This window comes from Variovorax sp. 160MFSha2.1 (genome assembly GCF_048305075.1).
Classification (GTDB): Bacteria; Pseudomonadota; Gammaproteobacteria; order Burkholderiales; family Burkholderiaceae_C; genus Variovorax; species Variovorax guangxiensis.
In genome coordinates this window covers 1,917,539-1,940,491 of sequence record NZ_CP157624.1, presented here as the reverse complement: position 1 = coordinate 1,940,491, position 22,953 = coordinate 1,917,539, and the positions used below count along the sequence as shown (strand labels likewise).

Annotated in this window: 25 protein-coding genes; 15 read left to right on the top strand and 10 right to left on the bottom strand. The window is 69.0% G+C overall.

The window, feature by feature from the left end; translation table 11 throughout:
• Nucleotides 1-44: 44 nt before the first annotated feature.
• Complete coding sequence (gene pcnB, locus ABL838_RS08465; RefSeq protein WP_418125040.1) at nucleotides 45-1,676, bottom strand: polynucleotide adenylyltransferase PcnB; 1,632 nt, start codon at nucleotides 1,674-1,676, stop codon at nucleotides 45-47.
• A gap of 27 nt (nucleotides 1,677-1,703) precedes the next feature.
• A complete protein-coding gene (hda, locus tag ABL838_RS08460) occupies nucleotides 1,704-2,390 on the bottom strand; it encodes a DnaA regulatory inactivator Hda (protein WP_301506698.1) in 687 nt (228 codons plus the stop codon).
• Between the two features lie 138 nt (nucleotides 2,391-2,528).
• Between hda and purM the strand changes: the two genes are divergently transcribed.
• The 5 genes from purM to ABL838_RS08435 all read left to right on the top strand — a co-directional run bounded on the left by purM (nucleotide 2,529) and on the right by ABL838_RS08435 (nucleotide 7,006).
• Nucleotides 2,529-3,569 carry a phosphoribosylformylglycinamidine cyclo-ligase gene (purM, locus tag ABL838_RS08455; protein WP_184635624.1) on the top strand — a complete coding sequence of 347 codons (1,041 nt, stop codon included), beginning with the start codon at nucleotides 2,529-2,531 and terminating at the stop codon, nucleotides 3,567-3,569.
• 54 nt (nucleotides 3,570-3,623) lie between these two features.
• Nucleotides 3,624-4,715, top strand: a complete 1,092-nt coding sequence (locus ABL838_RS08450) for an AI-2E family transporter (protein WP_126022727.1) — start codon at nucleotides 3,624-3,626, stop codon at nucleotides 4,713-4,715.
• Between the two features lie 124 nt (nucleotides 4,716-4,839).
• Entirely contained in the window at nucleotides 4,840-5,400 is a 561-nt protein-coding gene (locus tag ABL838_RS08445; protein ID WP_184635622.1) for a cysteine hydrolase family protein, read from the top strand.
• A complete protein-coding gene (locus ABL838_RS08440) occupies nucleotides 5,397-6,041 on the top strand; it encodes a DJ-1/PfpI family protein (protein WP_418125039.1) in 645 nt (214 codons plus the stop codon). Before ABL838_RS08445 ends, ABL838_RS08440 begins: the two co-directional genes overlap by 4 nt.
• The gene (locus tag ABL838_RS08435) at nucleotides 6,002-7,006 is read left to right on the top strand and encodes a GlxA family transcriptional regulator (RefSeq protein ID WP_126022724.1); all 1,005 of its coding nucleotides are present in this window, start codon (nucleotides 6,002-6,004) and stop codon (nucleotides 7,004-7,006) included. Before ABL838_RS08440 ends, ABL838_RS08435 begins: the two co-directional genes overlap by 40 nt.
• A 6-nt stretch (nucleotides 7,007-7,012) precedes the next feature.
• On the opposite strand, the gene ABL838_RS08430 is transcribed toward ABL838_RS08435, so the two are convergent.
• The 7 genes from ABL838_RS08430 to murJ all read right to left on the bottom strand — a co-directional run bounded on the left by ABL838_RS08430 (nucleotide 7,013) and on the right by murJ (nucleotide 14,025).
• A complete protein-coding gene (locus ABL838_RS08430) occupies nucleotides 7,013-8,620 on the bottom strand; it encodes a M14 family zinc carboxypeptidase (RefSeq protein ID WP_418125038.1) in 1,608 nt (535 codons plus the stop codon).
• 60 nt (nucleotides 8,621-8,680) lie between these two features.
• Nucleotides 8,681-9,994, bottom strand: coding sequence for an RNA polymerase sigma factor (locus ABL838_RS08425; RefSeq protein WP_418125037.1), 1,314 nt, complete (start codon nucleotides 9,992-9,994; stop codon nucleotides 8,681-8,683).
• Entirely contained in the window at nucleotides 9,991-10,416 is a 426-nt protein-coding gene (locus ABL838_RS08420; RefSeq protein WP_418125036.1) for a YciI family protein, read from the bottom strand. The genes ABL838_RS08425 and ABL838_RS08420 overlap by 4 nt, the downstream gene beginning before the upstream one ends.
• A 43-nt stretch (nucleotides 10,417-10,459) precedes the next feature.
• A complete protein-coding gene (locus ABL838_RS08415) occupies nucleotides 10,460-10,891 on the bottom strand; it encodes a YciI family protein (RefSeq protein ID WP_418125035.1) in 432 nt (143 codons plus the stop codon).
• A 137-nt stretch (nucleotides 10,892-11,028) separates the two neighbouring features.
• Nucleotides 11,029-11,457: a bleomycin resistance protein gene (locus ABL838_RS08410; protein ID WP_418125034.1), complete on the bottom strand. Its 429-nt coding sequence runs from the start codon at nucleotides 11,455-11,457 to the stop codon at nucleotides 11,029-11,031.
• A gap of 4 nt (nucleotides 11,458-11,461) precedes the next feature.
• Nucleotides 11,462-12,313 (bottom strand): SirB1 family protein, encoded by an 852-nt coding sequence (locus tag ABL838_RS08405; RefSeq protein ID WP_418125033.1) that lies wholly within the window; start codon nucleotides 12,311-12,313, stop codon nucleotides 11,462-11,464.
• A 158-nt stretch (nucleotides 12,314-12,471) separates the two neighbouring features.
• Nucleotides 12,472-14,025, bottom strand: coding sequence for a murein biosynthesis integral membrane protein MurJ (gene murJ, locus ABL838_RS08400; RefSeq protein WP_418125032.1), 1,554 nt, complete (start codon nucleotides 14,023-14,025; stop codon nucleotides 12,472-12,474).
• Between the two features lie 118 nt (nucleotides 14,026-14,143).
• On the opposite strand from murJ, the gene rpsT reads away from it, so the two are divergent.
• Complete coding sequence (gene rpsT, locus ABL838_RS08395) at nucleotides 14,144-14,458, top strand: 30S ribosomal protein S20 (RefSeq protein ID WP_019654625.1); 315 nt, start codon at nucleotides 14,144-14,146, stop codon at nucleotides 14,456-14,458.
• Between the two features lie 156 nt (nucleotides 14,459-14,614).
• On the opposite strand, the gene ABL838_RS08390 is transcribed toward rpsT, so the two are convergent.
• Nucleotides 14,615-14,944, bottom strand: a complete 330-nt coding sequence (locus ABL838_RS08390) for a DUF3579 domain-containing protein (RefSeq protein ID WP_093124243.1) — start codon at nucleotides 14,942-14,944, stop codon at nucleotides 14,615-14,617.
• Nucleotides 14,945-15,105: 161 nt separating this feature from the next.
• Here ABL838_RS08390 and ABL838_RS08385 point away from each other — a divergent pair, with 161 nt between their 5' ends.
• The 9 genes from ABL838_RS08385 to ABL838_RS08345 all read left to right on the top strand — a co-directional run bounded on the left by ABL838_RS08385 (nucleotide 15,106) and on the right by ABL838_RS08345 (nucleotide 22,951).
• Nucleotides 15,106-16,314, top strand: coding sequence for an aspartate aminotransferase family protein (locus ABL838_RS08385; protein WP_418125031.1), 1,209 nt, complete (start codon nucleotides 15,106-15,108; stop codon nucleotides 16,312-16,314).
• Entirely contained in the window at nucleotides 16,311-17,273 is a 963-nt protein-coding gene (argF, locus tag ABL838_RS08380) for an ornithine carbamoyltransferase (RefSeq protein WP_126022716.1), read from the top strand. Before ABL838_RS08385 ends, argF begins: the two co-directional genes overlap by 4 nt.
• Before the next feature lie 39 nt (nucleotides 17,274-17,312).
• The gene (locus ABL838_RS08375) at nucleotides 17,313-17,867 is read left to right on the top strand and encodes a hypothetical protein (RefSeq protein WP_295984552.1); all 555 of its coding nucleotides are present in this window, start codon (nucleotides 17,313-17,315) and stop codon (nucleotides 17,865-17,867) included.
• Nucleotides 17,864-18,178 carry a YkgJ family cysteine cluster protein gene (locus ABL838_RS08370; protein WP_418125030.1) on the top strand — a complete coding sequence of 105 codons (315 nt, stop codon included), beginning with the start codon at nucleotides 17,864-17,866 and terminating at the stop codon, nucleotides 18,176-18,178. Before ABL838_RS08375 ends, ABL838_RS08370 begins: the two co-directional genes overlap by 4 nt.
• An 82-nt stretch (nucleotides 18,179-18,260) precedes the next feature.
• Nucleotides 18,261-18,914 carry an arylformamidase gene (kynB, locus tag ABL838_RS08365; RefSeq protein ID WP_418125029.1) on the top strand — a complete coding sequence of 218 codons (654 nt, stop codon included), beginning with the start codon at nucleotides 18,261-18,263 and terminating at the stop codon, nucleotides 18,912-18,914.
• Nucleotides 18,915-18,924: 10 nt separating this feature from the next.
• Nucleotides 18,925-20,202: a kynureninase gene (kynU, locus tag ABL838_RS08360; RefSeq protein WP_418125028.1), complete on the top strand. Its 1,278-nt coding sequence runs from the start codon at nucleotides 18,925-18,927 to the stop codon at nucleotides 20,200-20,202.
• A gap of 13 nt (nucleotides 20,203-20,215) precedes the next feature.
• Entirely contained in the window at nucleotides 20,216-20,701 is a 486-nt protein-coding gene (locus ABL838_RS08355; protein WP_418125027.1) for a hypothetical protein, read from the top strand.
• A 19-nt stretch (nucleotides 20,702-20,720) separates the two neighbouring features.
• On the top strand, nucleotides 20,721-21,572 hold the full coding sequence (gene kynA / locus ABL838_RS08350; protein ID WP_418125026.1) for a tryptophan 2,3-dioxygenase: 852 nt from the start codon (nucleotides 20,721-20,723) through the stop codon (nucleotides 21,570-21,572).
• A 128-nt stretch (nucleotides 21,573-21,700) separates the two neighbouring features.
• Nucleotides 21,701-22,951: an SMI1/KNR4 family protein gene (locus ABL838_RS08345; protein ID WP_418125025.1), complete on the top strand. Its 1,251-nt coding sequence runs from the start codon at nucleotides 21,701-21,703 to the stop codon at nucleotides 22,949-22,951.
• Nucleotides 22,952-22,953 lie beyond the last annotated feature (2 nt).

Here is a 22,953-nt window from a genome sequence, read left to right as displayed (position 1 = left end):
GCTCCCTTTCCTGCCGTCGCCCCTGGACCGGTCGGGCTTGTTCGTCATGCGCCTGCAGCGCTTGCGCCGCCCTCACCACCGCCGCCACCTCCGGTGCGCGGCTTGCGCCGGCGCCGGCGCTTGCGCGGCGCCACGGCTTCCCCATCGGGCGGCACGGCCGCGGTCTCGACCTCGTCGCCCTCGTCATTCCGGCCCGCATCCCGACCCGCATCGGCGGCGCGGCGTCCCGCCGGCTCGCCGCGCGGCTTCGGGGGCTGGGGCGTCTCGCGCACCCGCACGCGCTGGCGCACCTTCTGCTCCTCGCGCACCTGCTCCAGCAGGTCGGTGCGGCGCACGTCGTCGGCGGTGCTGAATTCCTGCCACCACTCGGCGATGGCTTCGCTCACCTCGCCCACGTCGGCGCGCAGGCGCATGAAGTCGAAGGCGGCGCGAAAGCGCGCCTGCTCGACCAGGCTGTAGGGCGTGGAGCCGGTGCGCTTGTCGAAGCGCGGCTGCATCATCCAGATCTCGCGCATGTCCGCCGCGAGCTTGCCGCGGCCCGACACGTCGCCGATGCGCGCATTGAACACGTCGTCGATGGCGTCCTGCAGCGCCGGGAACGGCGGCTGCGCGCGCTGGCCGTTGCGGCCTTCCTGGCGCTGGGCCCAGCCGTCGCGCACGTCGGCCCAGAGCACGCAGGCCAGCAGGAAGCTGGGCGCGACGGGCTTGCCCTCGCCCACGCGGCGATCGGTGTCCTGCAGGGCGGCCTTCACGAAGGGCTGGTCGGCGCGCTCCACCACCACGTCGAGCAGCGGATAGATGCCGCGGGCCAGGCCGAGCTTCCTGAGCTGCTCGACCGTGGCGATGGCGTGGCCGGTCTGCAGCAGCTTGAGCATCTCGTCGAAGAGACGGCTCTGCGGCACGTCGGCCAGCAGCTTGCTCGACTCGACCAGCGGGGCGGCCGTCTTGGCCTCCAGCTTGAAGCCCAGGGCCGCGAGCTTGGCCGAGAAGCGGATGGCGCGGATGATGCGCACCGGGTCTTCGCGGTAGCGCGTGGCCGGGTCGCCGATCATGCGCAGGGTGAGCTTCTGGGCGTCCTTGATGCCGTTGTGATAGTCCACCACCACCTGGTTGGCCGGGTCGTAGTACATGGCGTTCACGGTGAAGTCGCGGCGCGCGGCGTCTTCTTCCTGCGGACCCCAGACGTTGTCGCGCAGCACGCGGCCGCTGGCGTCCACCGCGTGCTTCATGCTCGCGAGCTCGCCCTTGCTGGTGCGCTCGTTGCCGGCCACCTGCTCGGCGGCGGCGTTGTCCATGTAGGCGCGGAAGGTCGAGACCTCGATCACCTCGTGCTCGCGCCCTCGGCCGTACACCACGTGCACGATGCGGAAGCGCCGCCCGATGATGAAGGCGCGGCGAAAAAGCGCCTTCACCTGCTCCGGCGTGGCGTTGGTGGCCACGTCGAAGTCCTTGGGGCGCAGGCCCAGCAGCAGGTCGCGCACCGCGCCGCCCACCACATAGGCTTCGTAGCCTGCCTGCTGAAGCGTCGTCACCACGTTCTTCGCACGCTCGTCGACCAGGGCCGGATCGATTCCGTGGACCTCGGCCGGCACCTCCTGGCGCTTGCCGAAGCGGCTCTTGCCCTGCGTGCCGCCGGCACCCTTGCCGAGCAGCTTGTCGATGAATTTCTTGATCATTTGTTGTTGGAAGCCTTGTTCGCTCTTCTATTCGTTCTCGAGCATGGAGCGGATCAGCGGAATGGTGATCGCGCGTTGCGTCTGCAGGGCGTAGCCGTCGAGCTGCGTGAGCAGCTCCATCAGGCTGCCGAGGTCGCGGCTGAAGCGGTGGAGCATGTAGTCGAGCACGTCGTCCGACAGCATCACGCCGCGCGCGTCGGCCGCTTGGCGCAGCACCGCGCGGCGTTCGCTTTCGCTGAGCACCTGCATGTGGAACACATGGCCCCAGCCGAGGCGGGTGCGCAGGTCCTCGCGAAGCGGCAGGTCGGCCGGCGGCAATGCGCCGGCGGCGACCACCCCGCGCTGCAGCGTCTGGGCGTTGACGAACCAGTTGAAGGCCGCGTGCTGCTGCACGGCGGTGTAGAGGTGCACGTCGTCGAGCAGGACGGCGCCCCAGCGCTCGTCGAACTCGGGCGGCTCCAGCAGACCGGCGTGCAGCCAGCCCACGCTGGCGCCCTGCTCGCGCAGTGCGACACGCACCGATTCGAGCAGATGGGTCTTGCCGCTGCCGCCGTCGCCCCACAGATAGGTGGGCACCGGCGAGTGCAGCGCGGGGCTGCCGGCGCCGCCCACCCACACTTGCAGGTGCCGCAGAGCCGCCTCGTTGGGGCCGGCGAAAAAGGCGTCGAAGCTGGGGCCCGTCGCAATGCCGATATCGAGCGCGAGCTGTTTCATCCCGGGAAGGTTCATGGAGGGGGCCGCGGGGGCCCTTAAAATCATCGGGAATTCTATCGGCCCGGCCACCATGGTTGCCGGCGCCCCTTCCGCCCCACCCTTCACGTCCTTTCGCGTCCTTCCCGACACCGACCACCCATGACCTCCTCCACGCCCACCCCGCTCAGCTACAAGGACGCCGGCGTCGACATCGATGCAGGCGACGCCCTGGTCGACCGCATCAAGCCGCTCGCGAAGAAAACCCTGCGCGAAGGCGTGCTGGCCGGCATCGGCGGCTTCGGTGCCCTGTTCGAGGTGCCCAAGCGCTACAAGGAGCCGGTGCTCGTGAGCGGCACCGACGGCGTGGGCACCAAGCTCAAGCTGGCCTTCGAATGGAACATGCACGACACGGTCGGCATCGACCTCGTGGCCATGAGCGTCAACGACGTGCTGGTGCAGGGCGCCGAGCCCCTCTTCTTCCTCGACTACTTCGCCTGCGGCAAGCTCGACGTGGACACGGCCGCTGCGGTCGTCGGCGGCATCGCCCGCGGCTGCGAGCTCTCGGGCTGCGCGCTCATCGGCGGCGAGACGGCCGAAATGCCCGGCATGTACCCGGCCGGCGAATACGACCTGGCGGGCTTCGCGGTCGGTGCGGTCGAGAAGTCGAAGATCCTCACGGGCCAGAACGTCAAGCCCGGCGACGTGGTGCTGGGCCTGGCCTCGGCCGGCGTGCACTCCAACGGCTTCAGCCTGGTGCGCAAGGTGATCGAACGCGCCGGCAGCGACCTGCCCGCCACCCTCGACGGCAAGCCCTTCCGCGAAGCCGTGATGGAGCCCACCCACCTCTACGTGAAGCCGGTGCTCGAGGCGCTGGGCAAGCACCCGATCAAGGCGCTGGCCCACATCACCGGCGGCGGCCTGCTCGAGAACATCCCGCGCGTGCTGCCCGAAGGCACGGCCGCCCACCTGAAGAAGGGCAGCTGGCCGCAGACCGAGCTGTTCGCGTGGCTGCAGAAGGTGGCCGGCATCGACGACATCGAGATGAACCGCACCTTCAACAACGGCATCGGCATGGTGGTGGTCATCGACGCCGCCGAAGCGGCCGCGTGCGCCGCCACGCTGCGCGCCGCCGGCGAGACGGTGCACGAGATCGGCGTGATCGCCGAGCGCGGCGAAGGCGCGGCCGTGGTCGTCGGCTGACCGCCGGCCGCTGCGTCCACTTTTTTCGAAGAACAGAGCACGCACCCGCACCGGATGGCCAACAAGCCGCAGCCCTCCCCCATCGCCTCATCGGCGTCCTCCACCATCCGCCCCGCGGCCCCGCGCGGCGTGACCATCGCCAGCTACCTGCTGATGCTGGGCGCCCTGATGCTGGTGATGTGGGAGCACCTGCTGCCGGGGCTGCTGTGCGTTTGCATCGGCTTTCTCGTCACGCGCTGGTTCGCGCGCCTGCTCGCCTCGGGGCTGGGGCGCATCCCGGCGCTGGCCAGGCGGCCCGGCAGCGCCCAGGGCTGGGCCGGCGTGGTGGCCGTCACGGTGGTGCTGCTGGCGCCCATCGCGCTGATCACGCTGGGGCTGTCGCAGGCCCGCGAATACATCGTCGATGCGCCCGACCAGTACCGCGAGCTGCTCGACTACACGGCGCGCACCGTGCTGGAGCTGCGCTCCAAGCTGCCGGTGGAGATCGCCGTCTACCTGCCCGAGGGCGCGGCCGAGGTGCAGCGCGTGATCGCCAACTACCTGCGCGCGCAGGCCGGCTCGCTGGCCGTGGCCGGGCGCGCGTGGCTGCACGGCATCCTTTTCTCGTACGTGGGCCTGATCATCGGCAGCCTGGCCGCCGTGGCCCACGCGCCGCTGCGGCGCCTGCCGCTGGCCGAACAGCTGCACCGGCGCGTGCAGACTTTCGGCGAGGCCTTCGCCCAGATCGTGGCGGCCCAGTTCTGGATCGCGGCCTTCAACACGCTGCTGACGGCCATCTTCCTGCTCTTCGTCATGCCGCTGTGGGACGCGCACCTGCCCTACACGCCGGCGCTCATCACCCTCACCTTCCTGGCCGGCCTGGTGCCGATCGTGGGCAACCTGGTCTGCAACTCGGTGATCACGCTGGTGGGGCTGTCGGTATCGCCGGTCACGGCCGCGGCCTGCCTGATTTTCCTGATCGTGATCCACAAGGCCGAGTACGTCATCAACGCCAAGGTGGTGGGTGCGCGCACGCAGATGAGCGTGTGGGAGCTGCTGGCGGTGATGTTCGTGGCCGAGGCCGTCTTCGGCCCCGCGGGGCTGGTGGCGGCGCCGCTGTACTACGCCTATCTGAAGAAAGAGCTGCAGGCGGCTTCGCTGGTCTGACGGGCTTGCGCCTCGCCGATGTCCTGATCTGATCGATTCCGGTCCGGCGCCGAGCGGACCGGAAGCTGGCGCGCCGCAAGAATGAGCGGCATCATCCACTCCGCTCCCGCCCGCGAGCCCCGCCATGAAAACCTGTCTGATAGTGATCGACGCCCAGGAGTCGTTCCGCCAGCGCGCCTACTGGAACGAAAGCCAGGCCGCGCCCTACTTCGCGGCGCAGAACGCGCTGATCGAAGGCGCCGCCGCCGCGGGCCTGCCCATCGTGCGCATCTTCCACACCGACGAGCCCCGCGACGCCAGCAACCCCTTCGCGGTCGAATCGGGCCATGTGCACCCCATCGTCGGGCTGGCCGCCTTCGACGCGGCCGCCACCTTCACCAAGCACCGCCACAGCGCGCTGGTGAACAGCGGACTGGACGTGTGGCTCACGCAGAACGGCATCGGCCGGCTGATCGTGAGCGGCATCCGCACCGAGCAATGCTGCGAGACCACCACGCGCCACGCCTCCGACCTGGGCTGGGAGGTGGACTACGTGACCGACGCCACCCTCACCTTCGACATGAAGCATCCCGACGGCAGCCCGCTGGCCGCCACCGACATCAAGGCCCGCACGGCCGCCGTGCTGCATGGCCGGTTCGCCACCGTCTGCACCGTGGCGCAGGCGCTGGAACGGGCAGTGGCATGAGCGACAGCGCCAGCCTGCGCGTGCTGATCCTCGCCTTCGACGGTGTGGAAGCGCTGGACTTCGCCGGCCCCTTCGAGGTGTTCACCACCGCGAGCCGGGTCAGCCAGCGGATGCGGCTGGGCTCGGCGGCACCGTTCGAGGTCGCCTCGGTAGCGCTCGCCGCCGCCGGCCAGCCTGTGCAGGCCCGCGCCGGACTTCAATTGCTGGCAAACCACGCACTGGCCGACAGCCCGCCAGCCGACGTGCTGATCGTCCCCGGCGGCGTGGTCGACGTGCCGATGGCCAGCCCCGAGACGCTGCGCTGGATCGCCCGCGCCGCCGCCGAAGCGAAGATCGTCGCGTCCGTCTGCACCGGCGTCTTCCTGCTTGCCGCCAGCGGCGTGGTCACGAACGACGCCGTCACCACCCACTGGGAAGACATCGCCGAGCTGCGCGAGCGCTTCCCCTCGCTCGACGTGCGCGAGGACGTGCGCTGGGTCGACAACGGCCGCATCGTCACTTCGGCGGGCATCAGCGCCGGCATCGACATGAGCCTGCACCTCGTCGAACGGCTGGCCGGGCTCGAACTCGCCGAGCGCACCGCGCGCCAGATGGACTACGAATGGAACCGCAGCAACCCGAGCCCGCCCCAATCCGCGTAGTCTTCGTCCTTCTGCCCGGCAGCCTCGTGCTCGACTGGGCCGGGCCGGCGGAGGCGCTGCGCATCGCCAATCAGCGGCTGCGCGCGGCGGGGCGGGCCGAGCGCTTCGCCATCGAATTCGCCAGCCCGCGGCCGACGGCCATGGGCTCGGTGGGCGTGGCTCTGGCCGGGCTCTCGCCGCTGCCCACGGCCTGGGACGGCCCCGGCTGGGTCGTGCTGGTGGGCCTGCCCGGCGACGCCATCGCCATCGACAACCCTGAGACGCAGGATCTGCTGCACTGGCTGCGCGGCCTGCGCTTCGAGCGCGGCCGGCTGGAGCTGGTGACGGTGTGCGCCGGCGCAGTGCTGGCGGCGCACGCCGGGGCACTGGCGGGCCGGCGCGCCACCACGCACCACCATCACCTGGGCGAGCTGCGCGAGGTGGAGCCGCGCTGCGAGGTGGTGAGCAACCGGGTGTTCGTGATCGATCCGCCGCTCTACAGCAGCGCGGGCGTGACCACCGGCATCGACCTGATCCTGCATCGCATCGGCGAGTTGTGCGGCGAGGCGCTCGCGGCGCAGGTCGCGCAGTCGATGGTGATGCCGCTGCGCCGGGGGCCGCACGATCCGGAACTCTCGCCCTTCCTCGCCCATCGCAACCATCTGCACGCCGCGCTGCACCGCGTGCAGGACGCCGTGAGCGAGCAACCACAGGCCGACTGGAACGTGCCGCGCATGGCCGAGGTGGCGCATACGTCGGCGCGGCACCTCACACGGCTCTTCGTCGAGCATGCGGGCGTGGCGCCGCTGGCCTACCTGCGGCGGCTGCGGCTCGCGACGGCCCAACTGGCGCTGGCCTCGGGTGCCAGCGTGACGCGGGCGGCGGAGCAGTCGGGCTTCGGCTCCGACACGCAGCTGCGCCGCGCGTGGCACCAGTTCGGGCTGCCGGGTTCGCCTTCGGAAGCGGGCCCGTCTTCCCGCGCCTGACACCGCTCAGTGCCAGACACCCGCAGGAGCCGGCCCCGGCACTCGCAGCAGCCTGTCGTCGCCGATCTCCAGCAGCCGGTTGGCGGCATAGCTGTTCTGCGAATCGGGCTCCAGCGCCGCGCTGACCAGCGGCGACAGCGGCTGTGCCAGCGACACGTAGAAGCTGCCCGGCTGCACCACCGCACGGCCATGGCGCAGCCGCACGCGGAAGGCGCGGATCGCCTCGCCATCCTCGATGGCGCCGCGCGCGTCCTGCCGCTGGCCGTCGGTCTGCGAAAGGATTTCGTAGCGTTCCACCGACCACGGCGCCGCGCTGTCGATGCGCTCCACGCGCACGCCCAGCATCTGCAGACGCTGCACGGCCACAGTCTCGCTCGAAGCGAGCAGGTAGCCGCAGGGGCGCGGGCGCGCATTGACGATCTTCAGCGGCTCGGCGGCGCGCCAGTCGACGTCGACGGCCTTGTCCTCGCCGGTCCTGGCATCGAGGAAGTCGAGGCGCTGCCGCGTCGGCGCCTGCCAGGCCTCGACCACCATGTCGCCCTGGCAGGCTTGGGCCTTCGCGCGCTGGCCGGCCTGGGCGGTGAGCTGCATCAACGCCGGCCCCTGCCGCGCCGCCGTTTCGATCACGGTGGTGGCCGCCAGCACCTGCGTATGTACGCGGCGCGCGAAATGCGCGCGGCCCAGCCCCACGCCGCGCACCTCGAGCAGCAGGCTCACGGCCTGGTGCAGCGCGCTCACGTTGCGGCCGGTGTCGGGCTGCACGCCGCCCATCGACACGGTGCGGTCGTCCGCCTTGCCGCCGGAAGTGGTGTGGTGCTTGAAGCCCTGCAGGCCCGCGCGCGCGAAGGCGGCCTGGATGGCGTCGACGTAGTCGCGCTGCGCGCTCGCGGCGATGGCTGCGTCGAGGTTGCCCACGGTGGCGGGCTGCAGCAGGCCGTCGTACTTCATGACGGCGCCGAACTTGTCGATCCAGCGGCCGCCGACGGTGAACTCGTGCAGGTCGAGCACCACCTGCGGCGCGTAGCGCAAGGTGGCCGCGGCGAGCACGCGCGCCTCGGGTGTGCGCAGCAGCAGGTGGTCGCGGTTCACGTCGATGCCGTTGGCGGTGACGCGGGTGAAGCGCTCGGCGCCGTCGGGATTGCCGCGCGGCACTAGAACCAGGTTGACCTTCTTCAGCAGCGCCGAGCCCGGCTCGCTGGCGAACTGCTGTGCCAGCGCAAGCACCGCCTCGCCGCCGGCCGGCTCGTTGCCGTGCTGCTGGCCGATGACCATCACTGTCGGGCGCGCGGGATCGACGCGGCCCTGATCGGCCAGCACCACCAGCGGCATCTCGCGCCCCTGCTGCGACACGCCGATGCGCTCGACGCGCACGTTCGGCGACTGGCGCGCGAGATCGTTCAGGAAAGCCAGCACCTCGGCATGCGAGGGAAAGTCGGTGCGCCCTTCGCGAAAGCCCGGCGTGGCGTAGCTCACCGGCGGATCGGGAAAGCGCGCGGCGATGGCCGGCGGCTCGACCCATGACTTGGAAGGATCGAATTGCGCCTGGGCCGTGACGGCCGGCAACAAAACGAGGCCGAAAGCGCACAGGCGCTGGAAGGAGGGGGCACGCAGCATGGGTGCGCATTCTGCTCCGGCGCGGCCCGGAACGGGTTCAGGTGCCGTTCAGTTCGTCGTTCAGTTCGCGGCGGATGTACAGGCCCGGGCGCGGGCCAGCAGCAGAGCACGCTCGCGGGTGTTGCGCGTGAGCGTCGCGGCGCGGTCGAACTCCCGGCGCGCCTCGTCGTGGCGGCCGAGCTTGAAGAGCAGGTCGCCGCGCACGGTCGGCAGCAGGTGGTAGCCCTTGAGCGCGGGCTCGTCCAGCAGCGCGTCGACCACCTCCAGCCCGGCCGCCGGGCCGAAGGCCATCGACAGCGCGACAGCACGGTTGAGCTCGACGATGGGCGACGGCGTGAGCTCAGCCAGCGCGTCGTAGAGCGCGGCGATGCGCCCCCAGTCGGTTTCGTTGGCGGTGCGCGCGCGGCCGTGGCAGGCGGCGATGGCGGCCTGCAGCGCATAGGGGCCGAGCGCGCCGCCCAGCGACTCGGCACGCGCCAGTGCCGCGAGGCCGCGGCGAATCAGCATCTGGTCCCAGCGCGCGCGGTTCTGCTCCAGCAGCAGCACGGGCTCGCCCGAGGGTCCCATGCGCGCGGCGGTGCGCGAGGCCTGGATTTCCATCAGCGCCACCAGTCCGTGCACTTCGGATTCCTTCGGCACCAGCTCGGCCACGATGCGGCCCAGGCGCAGCGCCTCCTCGCACAGCGTGGGGCGCATCCAGTCGTCGCCGGCGGTGGCCGAGTAGCCCTCGTTGAAGACCAGGTAGATCACCTCCAGCACCGAGGCCAGCCGCGCCTCGAGTTCGTGCCGGCGCGGCACCTCGAAGGGCACGCGCGCCTCGGCCAGGGTGCGCTTGGCGCGCACGATGCGCTGTGCCACGGTGGCCTCGGGCACGAGGAAGGCGCGCGCGATCTCGTCGGTGGTGAGGCCGCCCATTACCCGCAGCGTGAGCGCCACCCGCGCCTCGGTCGACAGCACCGGGTGGCAGGCGGTGAACACCAGCCGCAGCAGGTCGTCGCCGATGTCGTCGTCCAGCGCAGCATCGACCGCGTCGGCGAAGTCGTCCTGCGCCATCTCGTGCTGCGCGTCGAGCTCGCGGCCGATCTCGCCGGACTTGTGCTCGGCCAGCTGCAGGTGGCGCAGGCGGTCGAGGGCGCGGCGCTTGGCCACGGCCGTGAGCCAGGCGGCGGGGTTGTCGGGCACGCCCGATTCGCTCCATTGCTCCAGGGCCGAGACCAGCGCGTCCTGGGCCAGCTCTTCGGCCAGCCCCACGTCGCGCACCATGCGCGCGACGGTGGCGATGATCTTCGCGGACTCGATGCGCCATACCGCCTCGATGGTGCGGTGGATGGCGGCGCTGTCCGCGTGGCCCGCGCGCCCCCCGGCCTGGCTCATGCGCCGGTCTTCTTCACCGTCTGCATCGACGTGAATTCGCTGGCCACCGCCTGCACGTCGGCCGGGAAGTCTTCCATCTCCTGGATCTGGCGCACCTCGATGACTTCGTTGTCGCCGCCGGGGCAGCGGCTGGCCCATTCGATAGCGGCGGTGCGCGAGGGCACGTCGATGATCCAGAAACCGCCCAGCACTTCCTTCGCCTCGGCGAAGGGGCCGTCGACGACCTTGGGCTTGCGGTTCTTGAAGCTCACGCGCGCGCCCATCGAGGGCGGGTGCAGGCCGTCGCAGCTGACCAGCACGCCGGCCTTCTGCAGCGACTCGTTGTAGGCCATCATGGCCGACACCGCCTCGACGTCGTCGGGGATGGTGCCGGGCGCTGCGGTCTCGTAGCCGTGGGGAATCATCAGCAGCATGAATCGCATGGTGCGTCTCCTTCGGTTCGGTTGGGTTGCGCTAGCGGCCGTGTCAGCCGCCGGCCTTGGTGCGGGCCTCGGTCTCGGCGCGCAGGCGGTCTTCCTGGGCGAGCAGCTCGGGCGTCATGGCATCGCCGAAGTCGGTGGCCTCGAACACCTGGCGGATCTCGATCTCGCCTTCCTGGAAGGGGCTGCGCTTGATCCACTCGATGGCCTCCTCCTTCGACTTGCACTGGAACAGCCAGAAGCCGGCCAGCAGCTCCTTGGTTTCGGCGAAGGGGCCGTCGATGACGGTGCGCTTGGTGGGGCCCTCGCAGCGCACGCGCACGCCCTTGGAACTGGGGTGCAGGCCCTCGCCCGCCAGCAGCACGCCGGCCTTGACCAGTTCCTCGTTGAACTTGCCCATGGCGGTGAGGATTTCGGTGCTGGGCATCACGCCGGCCTCGGAATCGGCGTTGGCCTTGACGAGAATCATGAATCGCATGTCGTTTCTCCTGAAGGTTGATGGTGGTGAAGCGGCTGGGAATCTGCCTGCTCCTGTTCACACGTCGGACGAGCGGAAGCCAGATCGACACGATTGCATCGATCTATTTGTAATTTTGTGTTTCGAAAATTGAGGTTTCAGGGCAGATAGCCGCAGAAGCGCAGCACATGGCCGTCGGGTTCGCGGATCGCGAATTCGCGCAGCCCCCAGGGCTGGGAGGTGGGCGGCTCGATGACCGTCACGCCGCGCTTCACGTAGGCGGCATGCAGCCCATCGATGTCCTTGCCGACGTGGATCACGATCTCGCCGCGCCAGGGTTTGGCCTCGCGCGCGTTGCACTGCCAGAGGCGCAGGTAGACCGGGTCGCCATAGCTGCGGTCGCCCTTCTTCACCCGGGCGTAGCTGGGCGGCTCGCCGGCGATGAAGTCGAGCTCGAAGCCCAGCACGTCGCGGAACCAGCGCGCGGCGCGCGTGACGTCCGACACCGGCAGCACGGGCTGCACGCCGTGGAATTCATGCAGGGTGCCCAGGTCGGGCGCCGGGCTGACGCCGGCCTGGGTGGTCATTTCTTCAGCTCGCCATGCGGCGCAGCGCGGCGACGCGCTCGGCGATCGCGTCGATGTCCAGTGCGTCCTCGGCCTTCGCCAGGTAGGTTTCGAGGTCGCGCACGGCCGATGCCGTGTTGCCCTGCTCCGCATGCGCGATGCCGCGGTCGCGGTACTCGCCCCAGGCGCTGGGCAGCAGCGCGATCAGGCGGTCCTGCACAGCGATGACGCGCTGCCAGTCTTCCTGCGCATGGTGCACTTCCTTCAGGTTGCGCAGCATGCGGGCGATGATCTCGCGCGAGCTGGCGGGCTGCAGGTAGAGGCCCAGCGGCACGTCGAAGTCGCCGACCAGACCGTTGCTGCGCTTGTAGGGCTCAAGCCGCTCGCCGAGTTCCTCGCGCGACAGCGACTTGCCGGTGAACGGGTCGATCACCACCTGCCCCTTCGGCAGTGTCACCTTGAGCATGAAATGGCCGGGAAAGCCGATGCCCCGTGCCTGCAGGCCAAGCCCCTGCGCAAGCTCCATCCACAGCACGGCCAGCGAGATCGGGATGCCGCGGCGGGTGCGCAGCACGGCGTTCAGGTAGCTGTTGTCGGGGTCGTAGTAATCGTTGACGTTGCCGCCGAAGTTCAGGTCGTTGAAGAAGAACTGGTTGAGGGCACGCAAACGGGCCAGCGGCGCGGCGTCGGCCGGCAGGCGGCGGCGCAGGCGGGCCAGAAGCTGGTCGACGTCGCCCAGCACCTGCTGCACGTCGAGATCGGGGTATTCGTCCTGCGCCAGGCTGGCGGCGGCTTCGAGCAGCGGAAACTGTTCGTCGCTGCGGACCAGCGACTCGAAATACTCCAGGGCGGTTGGAACCTGAAAGCTGAACGTCATGTGGCTTTGTAGAGGAGCATCCGGGGAGCGTCAAGGCAGGGACTACTTGGTTCACCCCCAGGCTTGCCCACTTCGTGTGGCCGCCAACCCCTTTCAGGAGGCCGCTCCTGCGGCCCTGCAAAGCAGGTTCCGCGGTGCGCGTGAAGGAAGAGGGTTCGTCAGCGGCGGATGAAGCTTCGCAGCCGCACGCCGACCGCCGCCAGTACGCCGAAATACAGCAGCGCCGAGCCGGCGATCAGCGCGGCCAGAAGGCCGATGCGCAGCAGGCGCTGCTCGCGCAGGGCGACCCAGTCGAAATGCGCCGAACCCCAGACCAGCAGGCCCGCGAGCACCGCCGTGCCCGCGACGACCTGCAGCGCGAACCGGCCCCAGCCCGGCTCGGGCTTGTAGCTGCCGCGGCGGATCAGGCCCACCAGCAGCCAGGCCGAATTCACCAGCGCGCCGATGGCGATGGTCAGCGTGAGCGCCGCGTGCTGCAGCACCGGCACCAGGAAGACGTTAAGGATCTGCGTCAGCACCAGCACGCCCACGGCGATGAGCATGGGCGTGCGCGTGTCGTGCTTGGCGTAGTAGCCCGGCGCGAGCACCTTCACCGCCACGATGCCGACGAGGCCGACGCCGTAGCCCATCAGAGCCAGGGTGGTGCGGCCCACGTCCTCGCCCGAGTAGGCGCCGTTGTGGAAGAGCACGGCCACCAGCGGCTTCGCGAAGAGCAGCAAGGCGATGGCGCACGGCGCGGACAGCAGCACTACGAGGCGCAGGCCCCAGTCGAGCAGCGAGGAGTAGCGCGCGTCGTCCTTCGCGGCACGGGCGCCGGCCAGCTGCGGCATCAGCACCACGCCGAGCGCCACGCCGAGCATGGCGGTGGGGAATTCCATCAGCCGGTCGGCGTTGGTGATCCAGGTGACGCTGCCCACCGCGAGGTGGGAGGCGATCTGCGTGTTGATGAGCAGCGAGATCTGCGCCACGCTCACGCCCAGCAGCGCGGGCAGCATCAGCTTGAGCACCTTGCGCGTGTTCGGGTCGGTCCAAGCGGTGCGCAGGACCCGCAGGCTCAGGCCCAGGCGCGGCAGCAGCCCGAGCTTGCGCAGGGCCGGAATCTGCAGCGCCAACTGCAGCACGCCGCCGGCCATGACGCCCACGCACTGGGCGTAGATCGGCTCGATGCCCCAGTGCCTGAAAAGCGGCGCCCCGACCAGAATCGACAAAATCAGCGCCACGTTCAGCAGCACCGGCGACGCCGCCGGCACCGCGAACTTGCGCCAGGTGTTGAGAATGCCGCCCGCCAGCGCCACCAGCGACATGAAGCCGATGTACGGGAACATCCACCGCGTCATGACCACGGCCGCCTCGAAGCCCGGCAGCCCGCTGGCCATGGCCCAGACCAGCAGCGGCGCGCCGACCACGCCGGCCACGCACACGATCACCAGCGTCCAGGTCAGCAGCGTGGCGACGTGGTCGATGAGCTGGCGGGCGCCCTCGTCCCCCGCTTCGGTCTTGCGGGCGGCCAGCACCGGCACGAAGGCCTGGCTGAAGGCGCCCTCGCCGAAGACCCGGCGGAACAGGTTGGGGATGCGGAATGCGACGTTGAAGGCGTCGGTGAGCGCGCTGACGCCGAAAACCGAGGCGAAGAGCACGTCGCGCACGAGGCCCGTGATCCGCGAGGCGAGGGTCAGCAGGGAGACGGTGGAGGCGGATTTGAGCAGGGACACGGGGGCCGAGTTTAGGCCCCGCCGGAGCCCCGAAACGCCCGGATTCGGCGGAAAAGCCAACCCGGCCTATAATGGAGGGCTTTGCTGCATCATCCTCAGACACCTAAGGACATAAATCATGGCATCCGCCAAGCCCAAGAAAAAGAACCCGCGCCTCGCCTCCGGCCGTAAGCGCGTCCGCCAGGACACCAAGCTGAACGCTGCGAACACCTCGCTGCGTTCCAAGTACCGTACCGCTGTCAAGAACGTCGAAAAGGCTGTTCTGGCTGGCGACAAGACCAAGGCAAGCGAGCTGTTCGCGAAGGCCCAGAGCATCGTCGACGCGATCGCCGACAAGGGCATCTTCCACAAGAACAAGGCAGCCCGCGACAAGAGCCGCCTGTCGGCCAAGGTCAAGGCCCTCGCCCTCGCGCCTGCAAAGGCCGCCGCCTGACACCTGTCAGGCAAGCCCGGACCGGAATCCTCCGGTCCGCCGTTTGATCGGGGTGCGCTGCAGCAAAGTGAAAAACCGCCTTCGGGCGGTTTTTTCATGCCCGATCGGTTTGCAGTTCCTGGCGAACCCGGATTACGGGCAAAGAAAAAGGCCTTGTCAGGCCTTTTTGGGGGGGATCGGTGCGTCGGGCACCAGGCAGGCTTCGGCCACCTGAAGATCGTTGTCCCTTGCGAAGTTCACGCAGAAGTCCCAGGCCATCGGCTCGGCATCGCGCAGCGCGCGGTTCACGACCACGCATTTCACGCCGTTGATGGTCGTCGGAATGCACCAGGGCGAATAGCTCAGATGGCTGCCCGGGTAGGCGCCACCGGGTCGGAAAGAGCACATGACACCGGCCAGACGCTCGGCCCAATCGCTCGGGCGGAAGGTCCGGCCATCCTTGGTGATGCCCTGGATGAAGATTTCTTTGGCTGTGGGGGAAATCATCGTTGAATGAAGCGACCGAAGCAGGTGCTGCGGTGCAACAAGCGATTCTATCCGCGCCCCTTTTTGCATCCTGAACATGGGGCATTGCTGTGATGCGCAATCCTCAACGAAGCCGTCAAACCACGCGCCTAGAATCCGCCTTCCCTATCTGGAGAACCCGAATGAGCGCTACCGCCCAGCCCACCTCGCCCCACGTCATGAACACCTACGGTCGCCTGCCGATCGCACTGTCGCACGGTCAGGGTTGCCGAGTCTGGGACACCGCGGGCAAGGCCTACCTCGACGGCCTCGGCGGCATCGCGGTGAACACGCTGGGCCACAACCACCCCGAGCTGGTGCCAGCCCTGCAGGACCAGCTGACCAAGCTGATCCACAGCTCCAACTACTACCACGTGCCCGGCCAGGAACAGCTCGCCACCAAGCTGACCGAGCTCTCGGGCCTGACCAACGCCTTCTTCTGCTGTACCGGCCTCGAAGCCAACGAAGCCGCCCTGAAGCTGGCGCGCAAGTTCGGCCACGACAAGGGCATCGAGCGCCCCGAGATCGTCGTCTACGAAGCCGCCTTCCACGGCCGCAGCATCGCCACCCTCTCGGCCACCGGCAATCCCAAGGTGCAGGCCGGCTTCGGCCCGCTGGTCGAGGGCTTCATCCGCGTGCCGCTGAACGACATCGATGCGCTGAAGAAGGCGACCGAAGGCAACCCGAACGTGGTCGCCGTGTTCTTCGAAACCATCCAGGGCGAAGGCGGCATCAACCCGATGCGCTGGGAATACCTCAAGCAGGTGCGCCAGCTGTGCGACGAGCGCGACTGGCTCATGATGATCGACGAAGTGCAGTGCGGCATGGGCCGCACCGGCAAGTGGTTCGCCCACCAGTGGGCGGGCATCAAGCCCGACGTGATGCCGCTGGCCAAGGGCCTGGGCTCGGGCGTGCCGATCGGCGCAGTGGTGGCCGGCCCCAAGGCCGCCAACATCTTCGGCCCGGGCAACCACGGCACCACCTTCGGCGGCAACCCGCTGGCCATGCGCGCCGGCGTCGAGACCATCCGCATCATGGAAGAGCAGAACCTGCTCGAGAACGCCGCCACCGTGGGCGCCCACCTGAAGGCGGCGCTGGAGCGCGAGCTCGGCGGCCTGCCCGGCGTGAAGGAGATCCGCGGCCAGGGCCTGATGATCGGCATCGAGCTCGACCGTCCCTGCGGCGTGATCCTCAACCGCGCCTGCGACGCCGGCCTGCTGCTGAGCGTGACGGCCGACAAGGTGATCCGCCTCGTGCCGCCGCTCATCCTGAGCATCGCCGAGGCCGACGAGATCGTCGCGATCCTCGCGCCCATCGTCAAAAACTTCCTCTCGGAGCCTGCAGCCCAATGACGACGACCGCGCCCGCAGCCATCCGGCACTACCTGCAGTTCTCGGACTTCACGGCCGACGAATACGCCTACCTCTTCGATCGCATGGCGATCATCAAGAAGAAGTTCAAGACCTACGAGAAGCACCAGCCGCTGGTCGACCGCACGCTGGCCATGATCTTCGAGAAGGCCAGCACGCGCACCCGCGTGAGCTTCGAGGCCGGCATGTACCAGCTGGGCGGCAGCGTGGTGCACCTGACCACCGGCGACAGCCAGCTCGGCCGCGCCGAGCCCATCGAGGACAGCGCCAAGGTCATCAGCCGCATGGTCGACCTGGTGATGATCCGCACCTACGAGCAGACCAAGATCGACGCCTTCGCGGCGCACTCGCGCGTGCCCGTCATCAACGGCCTGACCAACGAGTTCCACCCCTGCCAGATCCTGGCGGACATCTTCACGTACATCGAACACCGCGGGTCACGCGGTGCCGGAGGCGACGCACTTTCCTGCCTGAAGGGCAAGACGGTGGCGTGGGTCGGCGACGGCAACAACATGGCCAACACCTGGCTGCAGGCGGCCGAAATTCTGGGCTTCACGGTGCACGTGAGCACGCCCAGCGGCTACGAGGTCGACCAGTCGATCGCCGGCATCCGCTCGGGCGACAGCTACAAGGTCTTCAAGGACCCGATGGAAGCCTGCCGCGGCGCCGACCTCGTCACCACCGACGTCTGGACGAGCATGGGCTACGAGGCCGAGAACGAGGCCCGCCGCAAGGCCTTTGCCGACTGGTGCGTCGACGAGGAAATGATGCGCGCGGCCCAGCCCGACGCCCTCTTTATGCACTGCCTGCCCGCCCACCGCGGCGAGGAAGTGCAGGCCGAGGTCATCGACGGGCCGCAGTCGGTGGTGTGGGACGAGGCGGAGAACCGCCTGCACGCCCAGAAGGCGCTGATGGAGTTCCTGCTGCTGGGCAGGCTCTGATCCGGCAGACGACCTTTTCCGATCCGCGAGGCGCCGCGCATGGAACTGATGAACCGCTACCTGCCGCGATACCAGTTCGCGGAGGAGCACAGCCTCCACGTGCCGGCCGCGCCCGGCCGCGTTCTCGACATCGCGAGCCGCCCCGAGGTGGTCGACGACCCGGTCGCCCGCCAGCTGATCGCGCTGCGCGAACTGCCGAACCGGCTCGCCGGCCGGCTCGGTTTCGCATCGAACCTGCAGCACCGCCCGGCCTTCAGCCTGGCTGAATTCACGCCGCTGGGCCGCGATGGCGATCGTGAACTGGCCTTCGGCCTCGCGGGCCGCTTCTGGCAGTCCGACTACGGGCTGGTTCCGCTCGCAGATGCATCCGCCTTCGCCGCGCTCGACGCCACCAGCCTTGCCAAGCTGGTGCTCAACTTCACCGCCCGGCCCGAGGGCCAGGGCACGCGCCTCACCACCCGCACGCGCATCTGGTGCGGCGACGAGGCGTCGCGGCGCAGATTCAACCTCTATTGGCTGCTGATCCGTCCCGCGAGCGGGCTCATCCGCCGCCGGCTCCTGCGGCGCGTGCATGACGCGGCCCTGCAACCATGAACTCCTGCCAGCAATGCGGCGCCTGCTGCGCCAGCTACCGCGTCGACTTCAGCGTGCATGAACTCGACGACAACGGCGGCAAGGTGCCCTCGGGCCTCGCCGTCGAGGTGAACGACGCCATCTGCCGCATGCGCGGCACCGACCATGCGTCGCCGCGCTGTGCCGCGCTCACCGGCAAGATCGGCCAGTCGGTGGGCTGCGGCATCTACGAGTGGCGCCCCAATCCTTGCCACGAGCTGGAGGCCGGCAGCGATGCCTGCGAGCGAGCGCGGGCCCGGCATGGACTTGCACCGCTGTCTTCGTTGCACTGATCGCGCTCCGGCTTCAACTCGTCACGCCTGGTGTTGGAAATAACCGACACCACGACCCCTCGCCCGGCGCTAACTTCGCGCCATGCGTTCACTGCAACCCCGCTCCCGCATCTGGGACATCTCGCCGCCCGTGCATGAAGGCGCGCCGGTCTTTCCCGGCGACACGCCCTACCAGCAGCGCTGGGCCGCGACCATCTCGCCGGGCTGCCCGGTCAACGTCAGCGAGATCAAGCTCTCGCCCCATGTCGGCGCCCATGCCGACGCACCGCTGCACTACGACCCCGAAGGCCAGAGCATCGGCGACGTCGACCTCACGCCCTTCCTCGGCCCCTGCCGCGTGATTCACGCGATCGACAAGGGGCCGCTGGTCGAGTGGGACCACATTGCCCACGCCGTCGACAGCACCCTGCCCCCGCGCGTGCTGGTGCGCACCTACACGACCATGCCGGTCGGCCGCTGGGACCCGCAACTCGCGGCCTATGCTCCCGCCACAGTCGAGCGCCTCGCCGCCATGGGCGTGAAGCTCATCGGCATCGACACCGCCAGCATCGACCCGGCCGACAGCAAGACGCTGGAAAGCCACCAACGCATCCGCCGCCTCGACCTGCGCGTGCTCGAGAACCTCGTGCTCGACGACGTGCCCGAAGGCGACTACGAACTCATCGCGCTGCCGCTCAAGCTGGTGAGCGCCGATGCCTCCCCCGTTCGCGCCGTGCTGCGCGAACTCCCTCGCTGAAACCTCCACCATGACGACTCTTGCAGATTGCCGCGCGCTAGACGCGCAAGACCCGCTGCGCGCCCTGCGCGACCAATTCACCATTCCCGAGGGCGTGCTGTACCTCGACGGCAACTCGCTCGGCGTGATGCCCAAGGCCGCACCGGCGCGCATCGCCGAAGTGGTGACCCAGGAATGGGGCGAAGGCCTCATCCGCTCGTGGAACACCGCGAGCTGGTTTGACCTGCCGCAGCGCCTGGGCGACAAGGTGGCCCGCCTGATCGGCGCCGCGCCCGGCGAGGTGGTGTGCACCGACAGCACCTCGGTCAACCTCTACAAGGTGCTGTTCGCGGCGCTCTCGCAGCAGAAGGACAGCGGCCGCAAGCTGGTGATCAGCGAGCGCAGCAACTTCCCGACCGACCTCTACATCGCCGAATCGCTGTGCCGCGAGCGCGGCTTCACGCTGAAGCTGATCGAGGCGAGCGAATTGCCCGGCGTACTGACAGAGGACGTGGCCGTGCTGATGCTCACGCACGTCAACTACCGCACCGGCGCCATGCACGACATGAAGGCCGTCACCGCCGCCGCGCATGCCGTGGGCGCGCTCACGGTATGGGACCTCGCGCACAGCGCGGGCGCCGTGCCCGTGGCCTTGAACGACAGCAATGCCGACTACGCCATCGGCTGCGGCTACAAGTACCTCAACGGCGGCCCCGGCGCGCCGGCCTTCGCCTGGGTGCATACGAAGCACGCGGGCCAGTTCGAGCAGCCGCTGTCCGGCTGGTGGGGTCACGCGGCGCCCTTCGAGTTCACGCCGCACTACCGCCCTGCCCCAGGCGTGGGCCGCTATCTGTGCGGCACGCAGCCGATCATCGCGCTGGCCGGGCTCGAATGTGGCCTCGACACGGTGCTCGCGGCCGAGTCCTTCAACGGTGACTTCGGTGCGATGTCCGCGCTGCGCGCCAAGTCGCTCGCGCTCACCGACATGTTCATCAGGCTGGTCGAGGAGCGCTGCGCCGGCCAGGGCCTCTCGCTGGTCACGCCGCGCGAGCACGCGCAACGCGGCTCGCAGGTGTGCCTCAGTCGTGAGGAAGGCGCCTACGCCATCGTGCAAGCCTTGATCGCGCGCGGCGTGATCGGCGACTACCGCGCCGGCGACTCGCAGATGCCCGACATCCTGCGCTTCGGCTTCACGCCGCTGTACATCGGCTTCGAGGATGTGTGGAACTCGGTCGAGCACCTCGTGCAGGTACTCGAGACCGGCGAGTGGCAGCGCCCCGAGTTCAATCGCAAGAACGCGGTGACCTGAGTTGCGCCCGACCATGAAACATCGACTGCTCACCCTTTCGGCCGCGCTGCTGATGCTGGCGGTGCCCGCCTTCGCACAGCAGCCGGCCTTCACGCTGCCGCAGCTCAAGGCCTTCGCCGAGCAGGCGCCCGACGCCTTCCGCGCGCAGGTCAAGAGCCAAGGCTTCTCGTATGCCGACAAGACCGTGACCGATCAGGTCAGCATGATCGAGTACGAGAAGTTCGTCGACGGCCAGACCACGCGCCTGATGAAGTCCACCTACGTGGCCAGCCGCAGCGGGGAAGACGGCATACAGCTCACCCTCACCGACAAGGCCGCCTTCGAGCGCCTCGTGAAGGAAGCGCGCGACACCGGCTACAAGCCCGGCGAGAAAGGCCGCATTCCCGGCGGCGAGACCTACCAGGAGTTCAAGCGCGGCAACGAAGTCGTGCGCTTAGTCTATCCGAAGAAAAATACCGGCATGGGCCTGCCCTCCTACACCGCCGTGGTCTGGCGATGACCACCTGCCAGCAAGCATCATGAGCACCGAAAAGACAACGACCGAGAGCATCGTCCACGAAGAGAAAGCCCAGCTGGACTTCAGCAAGTCCATGAGCTACGGCGACTACCTGCACCTCGACGAGATCCTCAGCGCGCAGCATCCCCTGTCGCCCGCGCACGACGAGCTGCTGTTCATCGTGCAGCACCAGACCAGCGAACTCTGGATGAAGCTGATGCTGCACGAGCTGCACGCCGCCATCGCCTGCATTTCCGAAGAGAAGCTGCCCGACGCCTTCAAGATGCTGGCGCGCGTGAGCCGCATCATGGAACAGCTGGTCAACGCATGGACCGTTCTCTCGACCATGACGCCGCCCGAGTACACGGCGATGCGCCCCTATCTCGCCAATTCCAGCGGCTTCCAGAGCGCACAGTACCGCTGCATCGAGTTCGCGCTCGGCAACAAGAACGCCGCCATGCTCAAGCCGCACGCGCACCGCGCCGACCTGCTGGCACAGGTCGATGCCGCCTACCGAGCGCCGTCGCTGTACGACGAGTCGCTGCGCCTGCTCGCGCGCCACGGCCTGCCCGTGCCCGCCGACCGGCTGGAGCGCGACTGGACCCAGCCCTACGAACCCAGCGACGGCGTGGAGGCCGCCTGGCTCACGGTCTACCGCAACCCGCACGACCACTGGGACCTCTACCAGCTCGGCGAGAAGCTCACCGACCTGGAAGACGCCTTCCGCCTCTGGCGCTTCCGCCACGTGACGACAGTGGAGCGCGTGATCGGCTTCAAGCGCGGCACCGGCGGCACCGGCGGCGTGAGCTACCTGCGCAAGATGCTCGACGTGGTGCTGTTCCCCGAAATCTGGAAGCTGCGCACGGACCTGTAGCCTGCGCGCGGCGGGTGAAGCACCGGCACGCTGCTCACCCGCCGCAAACGCCCTCATGAAGCTGGGGTGGCCCGGATTGCCCCGCGAGCTCAAAGCGCTACATTTTTGAAAACGATGGAGGCGCCGACATGAACGACATCCGGTTCACACCCGACGAGCTGGCCACCCTGCGCGAGCACGGCATCGTGCTCTTCGCCGATCGCGTGATCTTCGAGGCGCAGCCGCCGATGCCGCAGGAGGAAATCGACGCGGTGCAGGCACTTTGCTCGGGCCCTCTTCCCGAAGCGCTGGTCGCGCTCTGGCGGGAGACCGCCGGCGGGCGCCTCGACTACGACCTTTCGCTGGAGATGAACGGCAACCTCGAAGGCATCAGCTGGAGCGAGCTCTTCTGGAACGGCAGCGACGGCTACGACGACCTGCAGGGCTGGATCGGGCACGAGCAGGAACTGGCCCGCGAGGCCGCCGAGGAAGGCGGCACGCCCTGGGGCGGCAAGCTCACGCACCTGCCCTTCGGCGGCTTCGAGTACACCGACCGCATCTACGCGGTGGTCGAGCCCGGCGCGGCGCACGGGCAGATCGTCGCCTGGAAGAAGGGCCTGCCGCCCGCCTGGACGCACGCGCTGCACGAGGACAGCGTGAACACCATCGCACCGGACCTGCGCGGCGCCTTCGCGGCGCTGCGCCTGGACGAAGACCCGCTCGCGCCCACCAGCGACTACTTCTCGGGCCAGACGCTGCTCGCCTATCTCGACGACAGGCACGAGGAGCACGGTCTGGACTTCGACCTGATGGACAAGCTGGTGACCTTCTACTGCCGCGCCGTCGTCGACTGGCGCACGCCGCTGGCCGAAGGCACGCTGCGCCACAAGCCGCAGCTGGCGCGCGTGGCCCTGCGCCATGCGATCGGAACGGACGACGCCCGGCTGGTCGCCGAACTGGCCGCGGCGGGCGTGGCCTTCGACGGGCCGCAACAGGGCAGCGCGCTGGCCACCGACGTCGCCGTGGGCCAGGGCGCCTTCGCCGCCGCCTCGGCGCTGGTGCGCGCGGGTGCTCCGGTGGCAGCCGATGCGCTGCGCAACATCGACGGGCAGATCTCGCCCGAGCTCACAAGCGCGTTGCTGGACAACGGCGCCGAGCCCAACGTCGCGGCCATCGTCAAGTGCGCGGCCTGCGGTGCGCCGGCGAGCGCGCACCTGATCGCGGATGCCTGCGCGAAGGCGGGCATCGACGTGCCGCCTGCCTTCGTCGCGGAGCGCGACGCGATGCTGCTCGAACTGGAGACCGCGCTCGCGAAGATGCAGGGCGGCAAGTACGGCCACTATCTCGGACAGGAAGGGCTGGCCGAGCGCATCGAGCATCTACAGACCTTCAGGCTCTGAAG